A 21,668-nucleotide genomic window follows, 5' to 3' on the forward strand; every position below is an offset into this window, starting at 1 on the left:
TTAGTTTATGCAAATGAATATTATTTTCAAAATGAACGCTTATCATATCGACTCCCGCTTTTGCAAAATCGTCTATATGATTTTCGGGATTGACTATCATAAGATGAGCGTCAAGCGGAACTTTGCTTATTTTTTTTATATCCGCCACAATTTTTGCTCCGAAAGTTATCTGCGGAACAAACACTCCGTCCATTATATCCAAATGCAAATAATCGCATCCCGCTTCTTCGAGTTCTTTTATACTTTTTTCCAAATTGCCAAAAGATGCCGTTAATATCGAAGGCGCTATAATTATTTTATTCATATTTTTTCCTTATTAAAATTTATATAATCCAAACCGTTTTTAGCCGTTTCCATTTCCGATTCTTTTTTGCTTTTTCCAAAACCTACAGCATAGCTTTTATTATTTACAAAAACTTCCGATTTGAATTTATTATTTTCAATTTCAACAGTTTGATATTTAGGGTTTATTTTATATTTTTTTTGAATTATTTCTTGAAAAATAGTTTTATAATCTTTATAAGAATCCTCAATATTTAAATTATTCAACTTATCTTTATAAGCGTTTATTATAAATTTTTTCGCGCAGTCGATATTGGAATCCAAATAAATTGCTCCGACTACAGCTTCGAATAAATCTTCTAAAATATTTTCTTTTTGTCTTCCTCCCGAAGCTTCCTCTCCATGCCCGAGCAAAATAAAATCTCCCAATTTCAAATCTTTCGATAATTGCGACAACATTTGCGAAGAAACCAAAGAAGATTTTATTTTTGAAAGCAAACCTTCTTTATAATTTGGATATTTCTTAAAAAGATAATCCGACATAACGAGCGACAAAACCGAGTCTCCCAAAAATTCGAGCCGTTGATTATATTTTATTTTTTCTTTATCCGATTTATTTTCGTTTGCAAAAGTTCTGTGAGTTATCGCCTCGAGCAAATATTTTTCATTCTCAAAATTATAAGACAGCGCTTTTTGGCAGTCTTTTAAGATTTTGTCAATATCGTATTTTTTATTATATTCTTTTTGCATTCTTTAATAATACAATGAATAATAATGCAGTCAAGTATTAAAAATTTGTCATTGCGAGCGGTTACCAATGGCACACAGAGTGAGCGAAACAATCCAAACTTTATTTAGAATTAGTTTATATTCTTAATAACAAGGAGTTCGAACTTATATAAATTATTTACCATTTTCAATTATTTTAATCTTATACTCGTTTAACCCATACAACCCACGCCAACTCTCTCGTATCCTCATTATTTCTTCCCAACAATAATATTCTCCACCAAACCGACAATTTTACGCTTTAGCGTCAGTTTTCTTATCAACTTTAGGAATAGGAATTTTTATATTATTCATTTCGATTTAATTTTTTCAATAATCTTAATTTCAGATTTCGATAAACCATATAATTCATAAATCAAATTGTCAATTTCATTTTCAAATTTAAACGTATTAGCGTTAGAATTTTTTTCTTTATTCTTAATTATTTTTCCAACTAAACTAATAATTTTATTTGCCAATTTTTTATTGTTGGAATTTATAATAGGAATTGGCAACTGTTTTAAATACGGTATATCGTATCTTACATAACCGCATGCCAAATGAGTAGCGCCAAAATAATATTTATACCAAAAATCTGCAAGTTTTGAATTCAATATTCCAAGAATATAATAAGGATTTTCTTTTAAATCTATCATTAAAGTAGATTTTCCAACATAAAATTTATTTATATCAAAACTTGCTTGAATATTTTTTGTCATTCTTGCAATAACGATTTTAGGCTTTTTAAAATCCTCTTGTATATTTTGCGAATAAATTTCAGTCGGTATATATTCTTCCCTCCAAACTATAGAATATCTTTTTATATCCGCGGTTTGTATAATAGGCTTATAATTTTTTTGTTTTGATTTATTTAACTTTTTAAAATCGCTTAATAAAATTTTCTTTTTTCCATATCCGCTTTGAGAAGTTCCCCATTTTAGAACTCCAAGCTCTCCTAATTTTTTACAAGGCGTTTTTTTAAAATTAATTCTATGTTTCGACAAATTAATCGACAATTGTTCGTTTTTTGCATAAGATTCTATATTGTGAGTATGTTTAAAATTATCGTCTTTCCATAATATTACTTTTATAGAGCCTTGTTTTTTATTTTTTCTAAATTCATATATAGTCGGATAAGTGGAAGCGGCGTCAAAAACTTTAATATAAGAACAATCCACTATATAATTTATGCAACCTTTTTCTAATAGTAATTTTCTCGTTCCGTAAGCGAAATCGGATTGCAACATTGCTATAGGATTAATAAAAGTCAATATTCCGTTTTTGTTTGCAACTTCAATTCCTTTTTCTATAAAATAACAAAAAATATTTGGACGATTAGAATTTTTATTTATCTCGTAGTTTTTTGTCAAGTTAATCGTGCTTTCGTCTATTTCTCTATAATCAATGTAAGGAGGATTTCCGATAACCAAATCGAAACCTATAAAATCTCCGTCTTCGTTCAACACTTCTGGAAATTCGAGTCTCCATTCAAAAGCGTTTTTATATTCTTTACCGCTTAAAACCGAATCTAATTTTTTTCTCAATACTTGTATTCTGCCGTAGGATTCAAAAGCTTCCTCTTTTTCGTTTTCGCTCAATTCTTCGATTTCCAATAAATTTTTCGTATAAGTCAATCCGCTCAACAAATTTTTATCGTCAATTAAATACATTCCGTATTTATCTATATGCGCTTGAATTTCTTTTTCAAGCCTGTTTATAGTTTTCGGGTCTTTCAAATTAAGAGTCAAATTTTCTTTTATTTCGTTAATCTTTATTTCAATCTCTTTTTTGGAATGTTTTGAACTTTCCCCGTCCGCATTCTTATATTTACTCACAAGACATTTATAATCTTTAATCAATTTGTCTATCTTCGGTATATTCTTTAGTGAATCCCGCAAATCGAATCTTGAAATTATAGAATTCCCGCATTTAATATTTATATCGATATTCGGCAAAGTTTCCAAATATTTATTTTCTATATCTTTATAATAACTATATTTTAATAATTCTATCCAAAGGCGAAGTTTTGTAATCTCGCAAGAGTTGGGATTAATATCGACTCCGAAAAGATTATTTTCTATAATTTCTTTTTTAGCGAAAAATATTGTCCGCTGTATTTTATGCGAATCGGTATTTTTATGTTTTGGACGCTTATAATTATGAATATTGTTTTCAGAATCCGTTATAACTATTTCATCGTTTTTAAGTTTCAAATCAACATCTTTTAATTTCTTACCGTCTTCGTCTATAAGCAAACCCAAATTAAATTTTATAAGCAATAATTCGTTCAATGCGGAAACCAGAAAATGTCCGCTTCCAACCGCAGGGTCGCATATTCTAATCTCATTAAAAATCTTAATCGCTTTATCAAAATTTTCTTTATTCGTAATAAATCTGTCGAGCGAAATTTGAATGTCGTCTATACTTTTGCATTCCCAATTCAAAGAAGAATTGAATTTCTCAATAACCGCTTTACTCAAACTTTGCCTGCACATATAATTCGTAATAAAACTCGGAGTATAAAAACTTCCGTCTTTATAACCGTTTAATTTTTCAAATACGAGTCCCAAAACCGCGGAATTGATAAGTTTATCGTGATTAGTTTTAATATTATTTTGTAAATCTTGCGATGTTGTCGTAAAATCGTAAGCATGCAAAAATAAAAATAAATATTCGAGCAGCGGCAATTCTTCCGTTTTATTATTCTTCAAATATTTAAAATTTAATTGTTTGTCTCGCTTCAAAATAGAATGCTGGTAAATCTTCAAATTATTCGACTGTAAAAATTTAATTTCTTTTCCCGCTCTTTCAAGCTCCTTTTTCTCAAAAAGACTCGAATTAAGATAAGGAATTATTTCCAATCTTTTAGATATATTTTCTCTTTCGTTTTCCTTTTTAGCGAGAATATCAAAAAATAAAATATTCAAATTATTAAAATCGGGCAAATATTCCAAATCCAAAAAAGGTTTTTCAATATGCCCAAAATTAAGAAGCATCGATTCCAAAAGTCTTAAAAATAAAATTCTATTATTCCAAGTTATCAGCAAAGAAAAAATATCTTCAAAATCGTTCTCTTTATCAAGTTTGAAAGTTTTTGAAATCGAATCGTAGAAAGTATTTTTAGTTTCGCTATATTCAATTTTACCGTTTTCCTTGCTTTCTTTAAGTCCCAAAATATATAAAAGCTCGTTATAAAATTCCACATTAAGAGTGTTTGCGTCAATATAAGAAGTTCGCTTAAGTAAAACTTGCGGAGAGAGTAAAATATATAACAATCCTAATTTATCTTTTTCTTTCTCTAAAATATTTTTAAAATCTACGCGTAAATAATGAATTTCATTTTCAATTTTTGGAATAATATTTTTAACTTCTTCGTAGAATTTTGAAGTTCCACTATCCGTTCCTCCGTTTTCTTCGCAGTTTTTAAATGCTTTTATAATCTCTTTATTTTTCGCAAAATTATTCAAATAATCTTTAGCGTTAATTATATAAAAAATCTCCGCAGTCGCCAAAATTATAAAAGTTATATTATTATTTCTATTTGTAATATTCTCTCTCAAAAAATATAAAATAGATTCGTAAAAAGCTTTCGATTCTAAATTATTGGAATTATCTTTTACAAACTCCGCTTTATTTTTAATTGATTTTGTTTCAATGATTACTCTAACCGCTTCGTCTTCGTAAATTGCCGAATCAATTTTTCCTCTAACATTGCAATCGTAATCAAAAACTTTATTCAAAAATTTATTGATTTCATTTTTCTGATATTCTTCCGAATCTTCTTTTTGAGCGTTAATTAAAAGTTTATTCAAATCGCTTTCAAATTCCGAAATAATCTGTTCGCTCGGACTAAAAGCCTTAAAATCTTTTAAAAATTCTTCAAGTAAAATTTGTTTATACTTCATTTTAAATCCTAAAATACAATTTCTAATTAATGATTATAAAATTAACAATTATAATAAACAAAAATTAAAATCTAACTTTATTAAAATTCATTTAAAAAACATTATAACAAAATACTTCTATTTGTCAAAATCTTACGATTGGATTTTGAAATCTAAAAAGAACAATAATTTTTTTATTTCCTAAATCTACTTTGAATCACAAGAGTATTCCTTTCCCAAAATAAATTATTATAAAAACCTTGAATAATAATGCAGTCAAATGTTAATTATTTAGAACGCCAATATTTTTCAACACTTTCAAAATATTTTACCCTTTCATGTATTTTTTCTATTTCTTTAGGATAAAATTTTTTCAATTCATTTACCATATTTAGCATCCATTCTTTTCTTGTTTGATTTTTATTTATAGTTTTATTGTTATAATTTGCTATCTGTATTTGTCCCCAACCTAATGCCCCTATATTTAGACAGTCCCAACCTAAATACTCTATAGGAATAAAATATATTTCTGAAAATTTATTTGTATTTTTATCATAAGAAACCATTAATAATGAAAATATATTATTATCGCTTTCACGATAAAATTTTGATAATCTTTCTACAGAAGTAATATTTGGCATATTAAAAGTGGTATTTTTATTATGAGTTTTAACATCTACAACAATATAATTATCATATATATCATTAAATGCAAAATCTGCCATAGCTCTTCTACCTAATTCTTCATTAATAAAAGTCCCTATATTGGCAGGTAAATTATTATAAAAAAATTTTTTAATAAAATTTTCTGTCAAATCTCCTGCTATACGAGGAGTATTAATATTTCCTTTTACAAAATCTGAATTAAGTGATTTTAATTTATTCGATTTAAATGATGAAATTAAATTTTCATTTTCTTTACAAAATATTGAATTCATATTCTTTCTCCTTTTTTAATTTATTTTGAATTGCAAGGGTATTCCTCTCCCAAAATACATTATTAAAAAATCCTTGAATAGTTTTGTCTTTTTTAGCTTTTTCAAGTCGGCTTTCAGTCCAAGCGCAATAAGTCGGGTTTTGTTCTATTCCGCAATAATTTCTGTTTAATTTTTTAGCGACAACCGAAGTAGTCCCGCTTCCCAAAAACGGGTCAAAAATAAAATCGTTTTCATTAGAGCTTGCCAAGATTAATTTCGCTATAAGTTTTTCGGGCTTTTGGGTAGGGTGCGCCGTGTTTTCGGACATAGACCAATACGGAATTGAAATATCGTCCCAAAAATTTGACGGGCAAGTGTCTCTAAAGTTTCCTTCTTCCGTTTCTATCCAATCTTTCGGACGCCCTTCTTTTCTGTATGGAGCGATTACTTTTCTTCGCACTTTTACTTTATCCAAATTGAAAGTATATTTATTTGAAACCGTTGCAAACCAAATATCTTCCATTCCGTTTTTCCAATTCGATTTTGCGCCTCGTCCTTTTTCTCTCTGCCAAGTTATTCTATTTTGAATATTGAAATAATTCGACAAAACCGTTCCGATTATCAAACTTGATTTCCAATCGCAGCAAACATATATCGAGGCGTTTTCTTTTAATATCGACAAAATAGCTTCAATCCAAGATTTCGTATATAATTCGTAACTCAAATCGTCTTTATCGTTAAACTTAAATCCATGATAATCTTTGGACAAATTATAAGGCGGGTCGACAATCATCAAATCTACAAATTTATTTTTAATTTTTTTTAGAACAGAAAAACTGTCTCCGTTAATAGTTTTATTTTTAATTTCATTTTTAGAATATTCTTTTATATTCTCGTTATCGATTATGCAATTTTTTAAATATTTTTTTCCTTGTTCGCTTTCAATATTGAAGTCTATCGTTTTATTTAATTTAGATTTCATTTTATATCCTTTTATAATTTTTATTTATTCCCATTCTATAGTGGAAGGAGGCTTTGAAGAAATATCGTAAACGACTCTGTTTATACCTTTAACCTCGTTTATTATTCTATTCGATATTATTCTTAAAACTTCGTAATCTATTTTAGTCCAATCCGCCGTCATAGCGTCAACGCTTTCAACCGCCCTTATAGCGCAAACTTGCTCGTAAGTTCTATTGTCTCCCATAACTCCAACGCTTTTAATCGGCAAAAGAACTGCAAAAGATTGCCATAATTTTTTATATAATCCCGCTTTCTTTATTTCCGAAACGACAATATCGTCCGCTTCCTGAAGTATTTTTATTCTCTCTTCGTTAATATCTCCCAATATTCTAACGGCAAGTCCCGGACCGGGAAAAGGCTGCCTATAAATTATATCTTCGGGCAAATTTAATTCCTCTCCAATTTCTCTAACTTCGTCTTTGAATAATTCTCTGAAAGGCTCTAATAATTTTAATTTCATGTCTTTTGGAAGTCCGCCGACATTATGATGACTCTTTATAACCGCCGAGCTTCCTCTTAAAGAAACGCTTTCTATTATATCTGGATATAAAGTTCCTTGCGCCAAAAATCCGACATTTTTTATTTTTTTAGCTTCTTCTTCGAATATATTTATAAATTCTTTTCCGATTATTTTTCTTTTTCTTTCTGGATTTTTTATTCCTTTAAGTTTATTTAAAAATCTTTTTGAGCCGTCTTTATAAATCAAATCTATTTTAAAATTATCTCTAAAAACTTCGATTACTTTTTTCTCTTCGTTTTTTCTTAAAAGTCCCGTATTTACGAAAATGCATTTTAACTTTTTGCCAATCGCTTTTTCAATCAAAACCGCAGCAACCGAAGAATCGACTCCTCCCGAAAGCCCTAATATAACATTTTTATCTCCGACTATTTCTTTTATATTTTTTATTTGATATTCTATAAAAGAATCCATATTCCAATTTTTTTTGCATTTGCAAATATCGAAAATAAAATTCCTTATTATTTTTATTCCGTTTTTCGTATGAGCGACTTCGGGATGAAATTGAATGGCATAAATATTTTTTTCTTTATTTTCAATCGCGCAGTAATTCGTATTTATGGTTTTAGCCGTCAAATTGAATCCTTTTGGAATCGATTTTATGCTGTCTCCATGACTCATCCACACAATGCTATTTTTTTCAAAAGATTTAAAAATTCTGTCGTTTTTTATTATTTTTATTTCTGCGTTTCCGTATTCTCGCTTTTTCGCTCTTTCGACTTTTCCGCCCAAAGAATGAACGATTAATTGCATCCCATAGCATATTCCCAAGATTGGAATTCCGATTTCAAATAATTCTTTATTTATTTTAGGAGCGTATTTTTCGTAAACGCTCGAAGGTCCGCCAGAAAGAATAATTCCTTTTGCTCCAAAATTTTTTATAAAATCAATCGAAACATTGAAAGGATGAATTTCCGAATACACTTTATTTTCTCTGATTCTTCTTGCGATTAATTGAGTGAATTGCGAGCCAAAGTCGAGTATTAAAATTTTGTCTATATTTTTGAGATTATTCATATGTTTTTCCAATATTTTAGATTTTATATTTAAATTTGCGGTATTTTTAATTTTTTATTTATGTTTTAAGAAAAAGTTAAACATCTCTCAAATCTTTTGCGGCGTCTTCTGGATTTATCGAATTAATATAAAGTCCGCTTCCAAGTTCGTATCCCGCAAGTTTGCTCATTTTAGGAATTATATCCAAAAACCAATGATTCGAAGAAGAATAATTTTCCTTTTGTTTCAATGTCGGCGATAAAGTATGCAAAACATAATTGAAACTCACTTCGCCCAAAAGCTTATTTATTCTGCAAAATATATCTTTAACTATATCGGCAAAATCGGAATTGTAGTTTGAAGAATCGATTATGCAGTCGAAATGTTTTTTTGGCAAAATATATATTTGATAAGGAAATCTCGAAGCGAAAGGGCATAGCGCTATAAATTCTTCGTTTTCGCAAATTATTCTTTCGCCAAGATTCTTTTCTTCGTTTATTATATCGCAATATACGCATCTATTTTTTTCGTTATAATATTCCAAAGCGCCGTTTATCTCGTCAAACATTTGAACGGGAATAAAAGGAGTCGTTATCATTTGGGAATGCGAATGATATAAACTCGCTCCCGCTTCTCTTCCGAAATTTTTGAAATATAAACTATATTGCATATCGCTTTCTTTATACAATTCTTTTAATCTTAAAATAACCGCGTCAAAAATTTTCAAAAAATCTTCGCTTTTAGCGTTATAAAAATTAAAATTATGATTTGGATTTTCAATAATTACATCATGAAAACCTTTCGAGCTTGAAGCGTTAAACAAATTCGTGGTATTTGGAAGTTCGCCCGCTTTAGTTTCAGCTATTATCGGATATTTATTCGGCACAATTCTGACAGCCCACTGAGAGTTATCGTCAAATAAGCTAACGGAAGCGTCTGGCGTTATATTTTCATGCCCTCTGCAAAAAGGGCAATTCAATTCGGAATTTGAAATTCTCTCGTCGTCTTTAACCGAAATATAATCGCTCGGTCTTCCCGTTCTGTCGGAAGCTATAATTACCGATTGTTTAGTTACTGGGTCTTTTCGTATATGAGGCATAAAAATCTTAACCTATGAGTCTCTTTATTTTATCTTTGATTTCCGTCAAATTGCCCGATTTCAATATATATCCGTCCGCGTTCCAAACCGAAAATTCATGTCTGTAATTATTGTAAGCCGTGCATATTATTATAGGCAAATCTCTGTGATGTTCTCTTACTTTAGCCAAAAAGTCGAGTCCGTCCATTTTAGGCATTTTAATATCCAATGTTATCAAATCGATTTGAGGATTTCCGCTATCAATCATTTTCAAAGCTTCCTCTCCGTCATCGGTAGATACCACATTATAACCTTCGTCTTTAAATTCTTCTTCAAACAAAGTTCTTATGCTCTTTTCGTCGTCCAACACTAAAATCGTTTTCTTAGGCATATAAATGCTCCTTAAAAAATATATTTATATTATATAAATTGAATAAAAAAAGTCAAATATAATTTTATTAAGTTTATTTTATTTTTCGCTCTCTATAGACTTATTATAACTTGCCAAAATAGTTTCTATAAGTCCGCTTCTTAACGCGTTTTCTTCCAATTTTTCCACTCCTTTTATCGTTATTCCCGCGGGAGTGCATACGGCGTCTTTAAGCTCGGCGGGATGTTTTTTTGATTCCAATACCATTGCTCCAACGCTTTTGAAAAGTTGCGCCGCCGTTTCTATCGAAGTTTTTCTGTCGATTCCCATTATAACTCCAGCATCGCTCATCGCTTCTATTAATATATATAAAAACGCTGGCGAACAACCCGCTATAGCCGTGTAAGAATGAATAAGATTTTCGGAAATAATTTTTACCATACCGACTTTGCTTAATAAATCCAATATTTCTTTTTCTATATTTTGATTTTCTTTTTCGACTATCGCTATAAATCCGTTGCAAGTTTTAACGGGAGTATTCGGCATGATTCTAATTGCTTTTTCCGTTTCAAATAATTTAATCAAATCGTTATTCGTTATCGAAGCCGCAACGCTTATTATCGTAGTTTCTTTTTTTATATTATGTTTTATCTCTTTTGAAATATCTTCAAACATATAAGGTTTTACCGCTATAAATAAAATATCCGATTCGCCCGCGACTTTTTTATTGTCGTTATAAACTTTTATTCCAATATTTTTTTCAAGCGATTCCTTTTTTTCTTTAGTTTTTACGCTCGCTATTATATTTTTTTTATCTATTTCCGCCTTAATAAATCCTTCGATTAAAGCTCCACCCATAGAACCAGCGCCGATAAATCCAATTTTCATTTTTTCTCCTTAATTTGAATTTTCTATGACAAACATTGTAGCCATCATTTTTGCAAGCATATTTTCGTTTTCGTCTTTTAAAGTCGCTTCCACAACGATTAATTTTTTTCCTTGACTTATAACCTCTCCGATTCCGAATACTTTTTTTGAAATGACGGGACGCATATAATTAATTTTTAATTCGGAAGTTATAATATGACAATTCGATGGAACTACGGTAAAAGCCGCAAATCCTCCCGCCGTATCCAAAATTGCCGCAACCATTCCGCCATGCATATAGCCCAAACCTTGAGACAATTCTTTTTTATTTTCGCAGGATATTATCGCTTTTTTTTCTTCTATGCTTTCCAATTTCATGTCAACGAAAGATAGAAATTCTTGATTGTTAAAAATATTTTTCGCTCTTTCTAAAATCTCTTTATTCATTCAAATTCCTCTTTTATTTTATACTTTATATTTTATTTATGCATGAGTTTCCCATTCGTAATCAAAATTATATTCTTTATAATTTCCCTTAAAAACCACTCCTTTAACGATTAATTTTTCGTCCAATATAACCAAATCGGCAATATAGCCTTCTTTTATTCTGCCGTATCTATTGTCGATTTTCATTACTTGAGCGGGATAAAGCGAAGCCATTTTCAAAGCCTCTTCCAAAGTAGCTCCCACTTGATTTACCACATTTCTAACCGACTGACTCATCGTAATAGAAGAGCCTCCCAAAGTTCCGTTATCGTCTATCAATCTGTTTCCCTCTCTATGCAGTTTTGAACCCGCCCACATATATTCTTTTATTTTTGGAGCCGCCGCTGGAGGAATAGCGTCAGTTACTATGCATATATGTCCTTGTTTCAATTTATATGCAAGCTCTACCGAAGCGAAATCGCAATGAACTCCATCGCATATCAAACCCGCGTAAATATTTTTAGTTTCCAAAACCGCTCCAACGGCGCCAGGTTCTCTAGAACCCCAAGGTCTCATAGCGTTAAATAAATGCGTGGCGAAAGTTATTCCGTAAGGTATTTTTTCTTTTATTTCTCCGTAAGTTGCGTTGGTATGTCCCGCCGAAACCACTTTTCCCGCGTTAGCGAAAGTTTCTATAATTTTTCCGTCAACCGTTTCTGGAGCTACGGTAATCATAACGCATTTTGAAGAGTTTATTTTGTCTATCATTTCTTTATCGGGATGTCTTATAAATTTGTCCTCATGTATTCCTCTTTTTTCATGCGATATATAAGGTCCTTCAAAATGAATTCCCAAAACTCCAAGTATTGATAAATCTTCTATATTGTTAAATAAGTCGATTACTTTAAGCATATGATTATCGTCTGTCGTTATTATAGTAGGCAAATACGAAGTGCATCCGTATCTCTGACAAACTTCGCTAATATCTTGCAAGGTTTCAATCGTTGGAGAGAGATTTATATCGTAACCTCCGATTCCGTTAACTTGCAAATCTATATAACCAGGCGCTACGATTTTTCCGCCCAAATCTATTCTTGTAATAACCGCGTCTACATCGATTTCTTTTTCAACGCTTTTTATAATATTATTTTCTATGACTATGCAATAACCTTTTATAAATTTTTCTCCGTCAAATATTTTTATATTCGTTAAAGCGTAATAAGACTTATATAATCCTTTAATCAATTCTTTAGGATGCAAACTTTTGCTTTCCAAACTTTTAGCGTATTTATAAGTTTTTACTTTTAAATTCTCGCTCGCTTCTTCGTCCGCCACTATTATTAATTTTTTATGTTTTTGCAATACCGAAGTCGGATAAAATTGACTAATCTCTCCTTCAACGCAATGCGACAGAGCTTCCGATACTTCATAACCTTTCGCAATAATCATTAAATATTTTGAATTAAAAGCTTCTTCAAAACCCAAAGTAAATCCTTCTTTAGGAAAAGACTCGGCGGTAATTCCTATTTTTTTCGCTTCGTAGCTTCTTATTATTTCGCTTATTCTTTTATCTCTGACGCTTCCTTCCAAAGAAGAGCTTGGAGTATTGAGTAAAAAACTTCCGTCTTCTGCCAGAGCGTCTATTAGTAAAGTTATTCCTCCCAAATCTTTTATCAAATTTGCCATCCTGTGAGCTTCTTTTTTCCTGTCTGAAACGAAACTGTCGAAAAGATGAATATTTTCTTTAGGCAAATCAATAAATCTTAAAAAATTATCTTCCAAATATTTTTGCGATATATTCGAGTCGATATATTCACCCGAAGAAACTATATGAATATTTTTAAACGAAATTATATTATCGTTGTAAAAAGAAAGTAATTTTTGATAATATGATTTATCTATATATCTTGCGGGAAAAGACAAAACGAAAGGTTTATTTTTATCCGAATAGTCGAGTATGCATTTTGCCGTATAATAAGCCGCCCATTCGTAAACGCTTTCTTCCGTAATAATTATTCTCATTTTTTAAATTCTCCAAAATTAATAAAATTAATTGACGATTATTATAACATTTTATATATTTTCTGTATAGATACCGCTTGACATATTTTTTATTATAATATATAATTTGCATTATGATAAACAAAAAATATAACTCAAACAATTTCATGATGTCACGTCACGTCACGTCACGTCACGTCACGTCACGTCACGTCACGTCACGTCTTTTATTTTAAACTTTATTCAAAATTATGTTTATACAATAATTATAAAAGCTATTATATTTATTCGGAATTTTTATCCGACAAAATCGTTTATATATTTGAATTTTTTATACATTTTTCAAAAATTTATTATGAAAAATCGAATTTTTTGGTATTTCTCATACATGAGTATCACTGTATGATACTTGTTGTATGTTATAATATAAATAAAAAATTAAAAACGCCAAGGACAAGGCGAAGGAGTAAAATATGTCTGAAAAATTTTATTGTAAATACTGCGGACACGAGCGCTCAAGTATAAGCGGTTTAACGGGTGGCTCATGCTCTAAAAATCCAAACGGTAAATATCATGTTCCGCTTTGATAGGTTTTGAGTTCGGAGTAGGTAGAAATTTTTTATTTTTACCTACTCGATTATTAAAATTAATTAGTTGAGTAATATTAGGTTATTATAAACTAATATTAAAAATAAAAAACAAAAAAAATTAAAAAATGCCGCTAACAAGGCAAAGGAGAAAATTAATTATGGCATACGAAAAAGAAATATTAGCATGGTATGAAGAAAATGAAAAAAATCGAGCGTTATTAGAATGGTTTAATAATGACGAACAAAATCAAGCTTTATTAAAATTATATAATAGCAAAAGCGAAGCGATAAAGGAAATTGAAGCCGTTAGTAAAGAAAAATTGGCTTTACTTTTATCGGCAGTTCCGCAAAATTACAAAAAAGCGCAATATAAAATTATGGTAATAGGACAGGAATTAAACGGAGGTTTTGGAATTAAGGAAGAACCAAGAATATCTATGTTGGATAATTTGAAAGCCCAAAGTAAAAAACCTATTAAAAGAAATTTTTCTAAATTTGCTAATTTTTCCGTTAAATTTTGCAAATCTATGAATAAAGTAAATAGAGATATAAGCTCTTATTTTATTTGGGCGGAAATAAGAAAGTTTTCATATTGGAAAAGTCCTAAAGATAAAAGTAGAAAGCCAAAAAACCATTGTCCGAAGAAGTTCAAAATATAATAGATAAGAAATTTAATATATTGAAAGACGAAATAAAAATAATTAACCCCGATATAGTTTTATTCTTAACGGGACCCGATTATGACGATTATATAAAAACTCAATTAGAAGGCGTGAAGTTTCATAAATTGGAAAACTCGGATTACGAAAAAAGCCAATTTGCCAGAGTAGAGCATGAAGTTTTGCCTAAAAAATCGTTTAGAATATATCATCCTAACGCTTTTAGACAGGGAAGCGTGATAAAAATGTTTGGCAGAAGACATTTATATAAAGAATTCCTAAAGCGATTAGTTGAAGAATGTAAAAAATAACTAATTTGTTGATTAATGGTAGATTATGTTTTATAATGTAATCTATCATTAAATAAAAAATTAAAAGTGCCGTTGACAAGGCAAAGGAAATAAAATGTCTAATTACTACATACATAGAATATCTTATCATAAAAATAATGTAGATATAGCTTCTCCATTATTAAAAGACGGAAATTATTTATCTATAGTAGGATATGCAAATCTTTATGGCGATAAGTTATACGATATAGTCGCCAAAAAAGACAAAAGCGCTTTTAAAAAATATTTAAAAGAAAATAAATCTAAAAAAAGCGCTCAGAATCTTTGGAGATTTCTAAACTTCAAAAAAGACGATTTAATAATAGTTCCAAGTCCTAAAAAATTCTCCGTTTATAAAATTGTTGGAGATAAATTTGTAGGAAACGAAGATAAAGAATTATTGGAAACATTAGAAGAACTAAAATTAAAGAATCGTGAAGAAAACGGAAAATATATATTGGGTTATTTTTGGAAAGTTGAACCCGTAGCCGTAAATATAAGCAGAAGCAAATATGCGGAGGCTGTGCTTACAAGAAGGATGCGTTTCTGGGGAACTAATATAAATTGCAATAAAATAAAAGATTTGATAGATAGCTCAATAAAAAGGTTTAAAGAAAATAAACCTATAGATTTATTTTCCGATATACTCGATAAATGCCGAGATAATATTTTGGAATTGGTTAAAGAAAAATTAAATGATTTAAAATTTGAAGAATTAATACAATTATATTTCAAACAATGCGGTGCAAATAAGGTGAAAATTTTACCAAAAAATGACAAGAAAAAGGGAGATTGCGATGTGGAAGCGGTATTCGAGCCTATAAAAACCGTTATACATGTTCAAGCTAAATTTTACAAGGGAGTCGCTGGAAAATGGGCTGTAGAACAGATTAGCGATTTTATAGAATTTATTGAAAACAAGCTAAAAAATGATGAATATATTCGTATCGGTTGGGTAGTATCCACATGTGATGATTTTTCCGATAAAGCGAAAAAATTAGCAGATGAAAATAATATATTATTGATAAACGGCGAAACTTTTGCCGAAATGCTTATTCGTTCGGGAATTCATACTATAGATAAAAATCTATAATTTTTAAGAATAATAAGATAATTTCATATAAAATTGCGTTGTATATAGATAATTATGACGCAATTTTATTTTACTAAAAAAACAAGTATCGGTGTGTGATACTGGTTGTATGTTATAATATATATATAAATAATTTTATTAAACAAAGGAGAAAATAAAATGGAAAACAATTTAACCGATAAGGACATTGAAGTTTTAAACAAATGGGCGGAAAAATATGATATTGACGAATTAAAAATTAAAGATAAAGAAAAAATTTTTAATCTTAAAAGACTTTCTATAGCAGATTATCGTAATAAAATAAAATATATTACAACTGAAATCTTTAAACTTACGAATCTTGAAGAACTTTCTATTTATTGCGTAAGTTTAAGAAAATTACAAAAAGGGATAGGAAATCTAACTAATCTTAAGGAACTTTCTATAAGTAGCGAGGACTTAATGGAATTGCCTAAAGAGATAGGAAATTTAACTAATCTTAAAGAACTTTTTATTCGTTGCAAAAGTTTAAGAAAATTGCCAAAAGAAATAAATAATCTAATTAATCTTAAAGATATTTATATTAATAGTTATAATTTGAAAGAATTGCCAAAAGAAATATTTAATTTAATTAAGATTAAAAAACTTTATATTGATTGCAAAAGTTTAAGAAAATTACCAGAAGATATAAAAAATTTGATTAATCTTAAAAGGCTTAAAATAAGTTGTTATGATTTAGAATTAACAGAGGAAATAGGAAATATAATTAACCTTGAAGCGCTTTATATTAGAACAGATAATTTAGAAACTCTTCCAAGTGAAATTGGAAATCTAACTAATCTTGAAAGTCTTGATATTGAATGCGAGAATTTAAAGGAATTGCCTAAAGAAATATATAATCTGATTAATCTTAAAGCGCTTGAAATTATATGCGAGAATTTATAAAGTTTTCCAGACGGAATTGAAAAGCTAACTAATTTAGAAATGCTTATTATTGAAAATTGTAATATAAAAAAATTACCAATGGAAGAAATAGGAAAATTAACTAAACTTAAACGACTTTGTTATGATAATTTATGATAATTATTGATAAATAATTAATAATATGTTACAATAATAAAGATTTTAGATTAGGGTTTAATATATGTTTAATGAAACAGAAACAAAAATAATATCAATAAAAGAATTATTAGAAATTCAAAATTTGCAAATTCCAAATTATCAGCGTCCTTATAAATGGAAATCAAAAAATGTTAATCAACTTATTGACGATATTTTATTTCACAAGGATAAACAAGGCTATCGTTTAGGAACTCTTGTTCTACATGACGATAAAGAGAATTTAAATATAGTCGATGGGCAACAGCGAGTAATTACTATTTTTTTATTAGCTCATGGATTGAATAGCCATAAATTAAATGATAGTAATAAAATTAATTTTTCTAATCTATGTTTGTATAATAATATAATTTCTCAAAATAATATTAAATCCAATTATGGTATAATAGAAAGACGAATAGAAGAATTTGATAATTCTAATATTGAGTTTTTTCTTAATAAATGTCAGTTAGTAAAAGTAGTTATTGATGATGAGCAAGAGGCTTTTCAATTTTTTGATTCTCAAAATGCGAGAGGTAAAGAACTTGAACCTCATGATTTGCTTAAAGCTTTTCATTTGAGAGACATGAATAATTTTTCAACTGAAACGGAAAGAATTAAAGTAGTGAAAGAATGGGAAAGTTTGGGAAGCAAAGAATTAAGAGATTTATTTGGTAAGTATTTGTTTAAAATAAGAAATTGGAGCAAGGGAAATGTGGCATATTATTTTACTAAAAACAATATAGATATTTTTAAGGGAGTCAATTTAGAAACTCAAAATTACCCTTTTATGAAACAATTACAAATTAATAATTATTATGTTGATAAGCAAAATGAAGCGGAAAGAGTTAATAATTTCTATTTTGATTATCCTTTTCAGATTGACCAAATAATTATTAATGGTAAACGATTTTTTGAAATGATTATTCATTATAATAATTTAAAAAAATATGTTGAAAATAGTGAAAATAATGGTATTAAAAAAGATATTGAATGCAATATTTTAGATACGCTTGATACATATGAAGGACGTAACAGGATAGGCGATAAGTATGTTCTTGATTTATTTAATTGCGCTTTAATTTATTATATTGATAAATTTGGTAAAATCGATTTAGACAAAGCTATTAAGAAGTTATTTATTTGGGCATATACTTTGCGTTTACGACAATATTCGGTAAAATTAGCTTCCGTTGATAAATATGCTATAGGCGAACATGAATATGCAAAAGAATCTATTTTTCAAAAACTATATTACGCTATTAATCATAATGAGATATTAAATTTAAATTTAGAATCAATTAAAGAAATTAATGCTACGAAAGTTGATAAGCTTTTAGATTTATTTAAGGAGTTAAAATACTATGAATAGAGATAAAGAATTGCAATTATACAATATTAAAGAATTATTAAATAATGAATATGTTATTCCTATTTACCAGCGTAACTTTGCTTGGAGCGAAGGAGAGATTAGACAATTAATTTTAGATATAGCTGACGCTAGTGAAAATACTGATAACTATTATATAGGAACTTTAATTACTTACGATAGAGGCAATAATTTATTTGAGATAATAGACGGGCAACAACGATTAACTACTTTATCTATTTTATTAAACCTTATAAAAAATAGGTATGAAAAATATATTCCTGAATTATATAAACTTAAATCCTATAATCTAAATTTAACTTTTGATAGTCGTAAAAATTCTACATATACTTTGAAAGTGCTTTATGATAAAAATGAAAACGATATAGAAAAATATATAAGCGAAAATCAAAATTCCATTACCGAAGGATACATGATTTGTGAAAAAGTATTAACTGAAGTATTAAAAGAAAAATTTAAAAATAATGAGGCTAAATTTTTTGAATATTTATTTAATAATGTAAATATACTACAGGTTAGAGTATTGGAAGATACGGATTTAAATCATTATTTTGAAATAATGAATAGCAGAGGCGAGCAATTAGAGATGCATGAAATTCTTAAAGCTCGTTTATTAGAAAAACTTGACGATAAAAATGATAAAGATAGTGAAAATAATAAATTTATATTTAATTTAATTTGGGAAGCTTGCAGTAATATGGGACGTTATATTCAATTTGGTTTTGAAAGTAAACTGCGAAATTATATTTTTAAAAGCGATTGGAATAGCTTGATAAATGAAGATAAAATATATAAAATAAATAAAGTTCAAGGTGACAATATAATTAATAAATCGATTTTAGATATTCTTAAAGAAAAATCAGAAATATTTAATGGCGAAGATAAAGAAGATTATGAGGAACAGGAACGATTTAATAGTATTATAAATTTTCCAAATTTCTTACTACATGTTTTAAAAATTCAAGAATCAAAAAATATACATTCAGACGAAGAATTAGATAAAAAAATACCTTTAGACGATAAAAGATTATTAGATACATTTAATAATTTTCTAAATAATAAAAATATAAATGTAAAGGAATTTGTTAAATCTTTTGGTTATAATTTATTAAAAATAAAATTCCTATTCGATAAATATATTATTAAAAGAGAATTTGAAGATGAAAGTAATGATTGGAGTTTACAACAATTAAAATTATATAAAGATAAAGATGGTAAACAAAGACCAAACTATATAAACAGTTTTGAAAATAATGAAGATAATAACAGAAAAATATTAATGCTTTTATCTATGTTTCATACTTCTTATCCATCATTAATATATAAAAATTGGCTAAATGATGTTCTAAAATATCTATATAGTCAAAAAAATATAAATGCGGAAAATTATAAAAATAAACTTAAAAAGTTAGCAAAAGAAAGATATAATAATATAATAAGTGATAGCGGCATTTCTATATTAGATACTGGCACAAGCGTTCCTCACTTTATTTTTAACTATCTTGATTATTTATTATGGGAAGATGACCATTATAAGATATATATAGATAGTAAAAATAATAATATATTTCAAAAAATAAAAAATTTTAAATTTTCTTTTAGAAGTTCCGTTGAACATTATTACCCACAACATCCTATAATAGGTAAGCCATTATGTAATAATATAGATGAAAACAAAAGAATATTAAATAAGTTTGGTAATCTATGTTTAATTAGTAGAAGTAAAAATTCTAAATTAAGTAATAATACTCCAACTGCTAAAAAAGATTATTACATTAATAATGATATTGATAGTGTTAAACAAGCTATTATGATGTCATATGATAATTGGGACATTAAAGAAATAGAAAAACATGGCAATGAAATGAAAAATTTACTCGATTCACAATGAATAAATATAATTATTATATTATAAAAAACTTAATCAATAATTAGGCGCTTTGGATGTTATCTTTACATCATGCACATGACTTTCCGCCAAACCTTGATTGGTTATTTTTACAAATTCGGCTTTTTCTTGAAGTTCGCCTATATTTTTAGCGCCAACATAACCCATTCCCGCCCGAACTCCGCCTATTATTTGATAAATAACATCCGCGACATGTCCTTTATATTCCGTGACGCCTTCTATTCCTTCGGGAACGAATTTTGATTTATTAATAACTTCGCTTTGAAAATATCTGTCTTTGCTTCCTTGAATCATTGCTCCAACCGAACCCATTCCTCTATAAGGTTTATATTTTTTTCCATCAATTATTATCACATCGCCAGGGGCTTCGTAAGTGGAAGAAAAAAGTCCTCCCGCCATAATCGCGTCCGCTCCGATTGCGAAAGCTTTCACTATATCGCCCGAATATTTTATTCCGCCGTCCGCTATTGAGCCGACATTATTTTTTTTAGCGATTTGAGAAGCGTCCGATATCGCAGTAAGTTGAGGAACTCCGATTCCCGCTATTATCCGAGTTGTGCATATAGAACCCGCTCCGATTCCTATTTTTATCGCGTCAACTCCAGCGTCTATTAAGGCTTTAGCTCCATCCGAAGTTGCGATATTTCCAGCTATTACATCGATATTAGAATACAAATCTTTTATTTCTTTTATAGCTTTCAAAACATTTTGAGAATGTCCATGAGCCGTGTCTATCACTATTATATCCGCTCCAGCTTCGATAAGTTTTTCGATTCTTTTATATCTGTCGTCCGAAATTCCTATCGCCGCCGCAACCAATAATTTTCCGTTTTTATCTACGCTTGATAAATTTTTATTTTCTATTTCGTTAAAACTCTTTACCAATTCCACTTCTTTAGCCTGCGCTTCAAACAACATATTTTTATGGATTACTCCAAGTCCGCCGCATAAAGCCATAGCGATTGCCATTTTATGTTCGGTTATCGTATCCATTGGAGAGCTGATTAAAGGAATTTTTAAAGTTATTCTTTTAGTTAATTTTCTTTCCAAATTCACATCTTTAGGCAAAATATCCGATTCTTTCGGAACTAATAAAACATCGTCAAAAGTAAGCGCTTCTCTGATTTTTATAGACATAATATATCCTTTGTAATATATAGTAACAATTAATTGTTAGTTAGATAATTTACAATAAAAAAAGTTTTATTTCAATATTTTATTTAAATATTTTCCATAATTTTTTATCATAACAACATATTGTGGAATGTAGTTATTATATATAGCTTGAAAATTTTGTAAAATATTTTATATTATATACAGATTATATTTATTAATTTGGGTAAAATAATTGTATAAAAAATATATTAATAACAGTAATGAAGGATATAATAGTCCCGTAGGCATATATTTGAATCAAATAGGAGAGATTCGTAGACTTTCAAAAGAAGAAGAGTTGGATTTATGGCAGAGGCTTGAAGCATGCAGAGAGGAA

Annotated in this window: 19 protein-coding genes; 7 read left to right on the forward strand and 12 right to left on the reverse strand. The window is 28.6% G+C overall.

Translation table 11 applies throughout. The annotated features are described in order from the left end of the window. The 11 genes from EZH24_RS00130 to nagA all read right to left on the reverse strand — a co-directional run. Positions 1-304: ribulose-phosphate 3-epimerase (locus EZH24_RS00130; protein ID WP_419670420.1), on the reverse strand; the 304-nt coding region annotated here is incomplete at its 3' end. After that, positions 301-1,032: a ribonuclease III gene (gene rnc, locus EZH24_RS00135; RefSeq protein ID WP_137997109.1), complete on the reverse strand. Its 732-nt coding sequence runs from the start codon at positions 1,030-1,032 to the stop codon at positions 301-303. The genes rnc and EZH24_RS00130, both read right to left, overlap by 4 nt. Before the next feature lie 329 nt (positions 1,033-1,361). Continuing rightward, a complete protein-coding gene (locus tag EZH24_RS00140; protein WP_137997110.1) occupies positions 1,362-4,955 on the reverse strand; it encodes a DUF7149 domain-containing protein in 3,594 nt (1,197 codons plus the stop codon). A gap of 266 nt (positions 4,956-5,221) precedes the next feature. Then, positions 5,222-5,872, reverse strand: coding sequence for a hypothetical protein (locus EZH24_RS00145; RefSeq protein WP_137997111.1), 651 nt, complete (start codon positions 5,870-5,872; stop codon positions 5,222-5,224). Beyond that, a complete protein-coding gene (locus EZH24_RS00150; RefSeq protein WP_137997112.1) occupies positions 5,853-6,833 on the reverse strand; it encodes a DNA-methyltransferase in 981 nt (326 codons plus the stop codon). Before EZH24_RS00150 ends, EZH24_RS00145 begins: the two co-directional genes overlap by 20 nt. Positions 6,834-6,857: 24 nt before the next feature. Further along, on the reverse strand, positions 6,858-8,408 hold the full coding sequence (gene guaA, locus EZH24_RS00155) for a glutamine-hydrolyzing GMP synthase (protein WP_137997113.1): 1,551 nt from the start codon (positions 8,406-8,408) through the stop codon (positions 6,858-6,860). 76 nt (positions 8,409-8,484) lie between these two features. Further along, positions 8,485-9,486, reverse strand: a complete 1,002-nt coding sequence (galT, locus tag EZH24_RS00160; RefSeq protein ID WP_137997114.1) for a galactose-1-phosphate uridylyltransferase — start codon at positions 9,484-9,486, stop codon at positions 8,485-8,487. Positions 9,487-9,493: 7 nt separating this feature from the next. Then, positions 9,494-9,856 (reverse strand): response regulator, encoded by a 363-nt coding sequence (locus EZH24_RS00165; protein ID WP_137997115.1) that lies wholly within the window; start codon positions 9,854-9,856, stop codon positions 9,494-9,496. Between the two features lie 78 nt (positions 9,857-9,934). Then, positions 9,935-10,723 carry a pyrroline-5-carboxylate reductase gene (gene proC / locus EZH24_RS00170; RefSeq protein ID WP_137997116.1) on the reverse strand — a complete coding sequence of 263 codons (789 nt, stop codon included), beginning with the start codon at positions 10,721-10,723 and terminating at the stop codon, positions 9,935-9,937. Between the two features lie 9 nt (positions 10,724-10,732). Next, complete coding sequence (locus tag EZH24_RS00175) at positions 10,733-11,149, reverse strand: PaaI family thioesterase (RefSeq protein ID WP_137997117.1); 417 nt, start codon at positions 11,147-11,149, stop codon at positions 10,733-10,735. Positions 11,150-11,185: 36 nt separating this feature from the next. Beyond that, the gene (nagA, locus tag EZH24_RS00180) at positions 11,186-13,150 is read right to left on the reverse strand and encodes an N-acetylglucosamine-6-phosphate deacetylase (protein ID WP_137997118.1); all 1,965 of its coding nucleotides are present in this window, start codon (positions 13,148-13,150) and stop codon (positions 11,186-11,188) included. Positions 13,151-13,877: 727 nt separating this feature from the next. Between nagA and EZH24_RS00185 the strand changes: the two genes are divergently transcribed. The 6 genes from EZH24_RS00185 to EZH24_RS00210 all read left to right on the forward strand — a co-directional run bounded on the left by EZH24_RS00185 (position 13,878) and on the right by EZH24_RS00210 (position 20,158). Further along, positions 13,878-14,378 (forward strand): hypothetical protein, encoded by a 501-nt coding sequence (locus EZH24_RS00185; protein ID WP_137997119.1) that lies wholly within the window; start codon positions 13,878-13,880, stop codon positions 14,376-14,378. Then, complete coding sequence (locus EZH24_RS00190) at positions 14,354-14,689, forward strand: hypothetical protein (RefSeq protein WP_137997120.1); 336 nt, start codon at positions 14,354-14,356, stop codon at positions 14,687-14,689. The genes EZH24_RS00185 and EZH24_RS00190 overlap by 25 nt, the downstream gene beginning before the upstream one ends. 94 nt (positions 14,690-14,783) lie before the next feature. Further along, positions 14,784-15,800 (forward strand): restriction endonuclease, encoded by a 1,017-nt coding sequence (locus EZH24_RS00195; protein WP_137997121.1) that lies wholly within the window; start codon positions 14,784-14,786, stop codon positions 15,798-15,800. Between the two features lie 159 nt (positions 15,801-15,959). Continuing rightward, entirely contained in the window at positions 15,960-16,724 is a 765-nt protein-coding gene (locus tag EZH24_RS00200; RefSeq protein ID WP_137997122.1) for a leucine-rich repeat domain-containing protein, read from the forward strand. 199 nt (positions 16,725-16,923) lie between these two features. After that, entirely contained in the window at positions 16,924-18,249 is a 1,326-nt protein-coding gene (locus EZH24_RS00205) for a DUF262 domain-containing protein (RefSeq protein WP_137997123.1), read from the forward strand. Then, positions 18,242-20,158 carry a DUF262 domain-containing protein gene (locus tag EZH24_RS00210; RefSeq protein ID WP_137997124.1) on the forward strand — a complete coding sequence of 639 codons (1,917 nt, stop codon included), beginning with the start codon at positions 18,242-18,244 and terminating at the stop codon, positions 20,156-20,158. The genes EZH24_RS00205 and EZH24_RS00210 overlap by 8 nt, the downstream gene beginning before the upstream one ends. 33 nt (positions 20,159-20,191) lie before the next feature. Here EZH24_RS00210 and guaB read toward each other — a convergent pair whose 3' ends face one another. Next, positions 20,192-21,313, reverse strand: coding sequence for an IMP dehydrogenase (guaB, locus tag EZH24_RS00215; protein WP_137997125.1), 1,122 nt, complete (start codon positions 21,311-21,313; stop codon positions 20,192-20,194). Between the two features lie 211 nt (positions 21,314-21,524). Between guaB and EZH24_RS15260 the strand changes: the two genes are divergently transcribed. Then, a partial coding sequence (locus tag EZH24_RS15260) for a sigma-70 factor domain-containing protein (RefSeq protein WP_272897860.1) occupies positions 21,525-21,668 on the forward strand: 144 nt, incomplete at its 3' end.

This window comes from Brachyspira catarrhinii, assembly GCF_005518285.1.
GTDB lineage: Bacteria > Spirochaetota > Brachyspiria > Brachyspirales > Brachyspiraceae > Brachyspira > Brachyspira catarrhinii.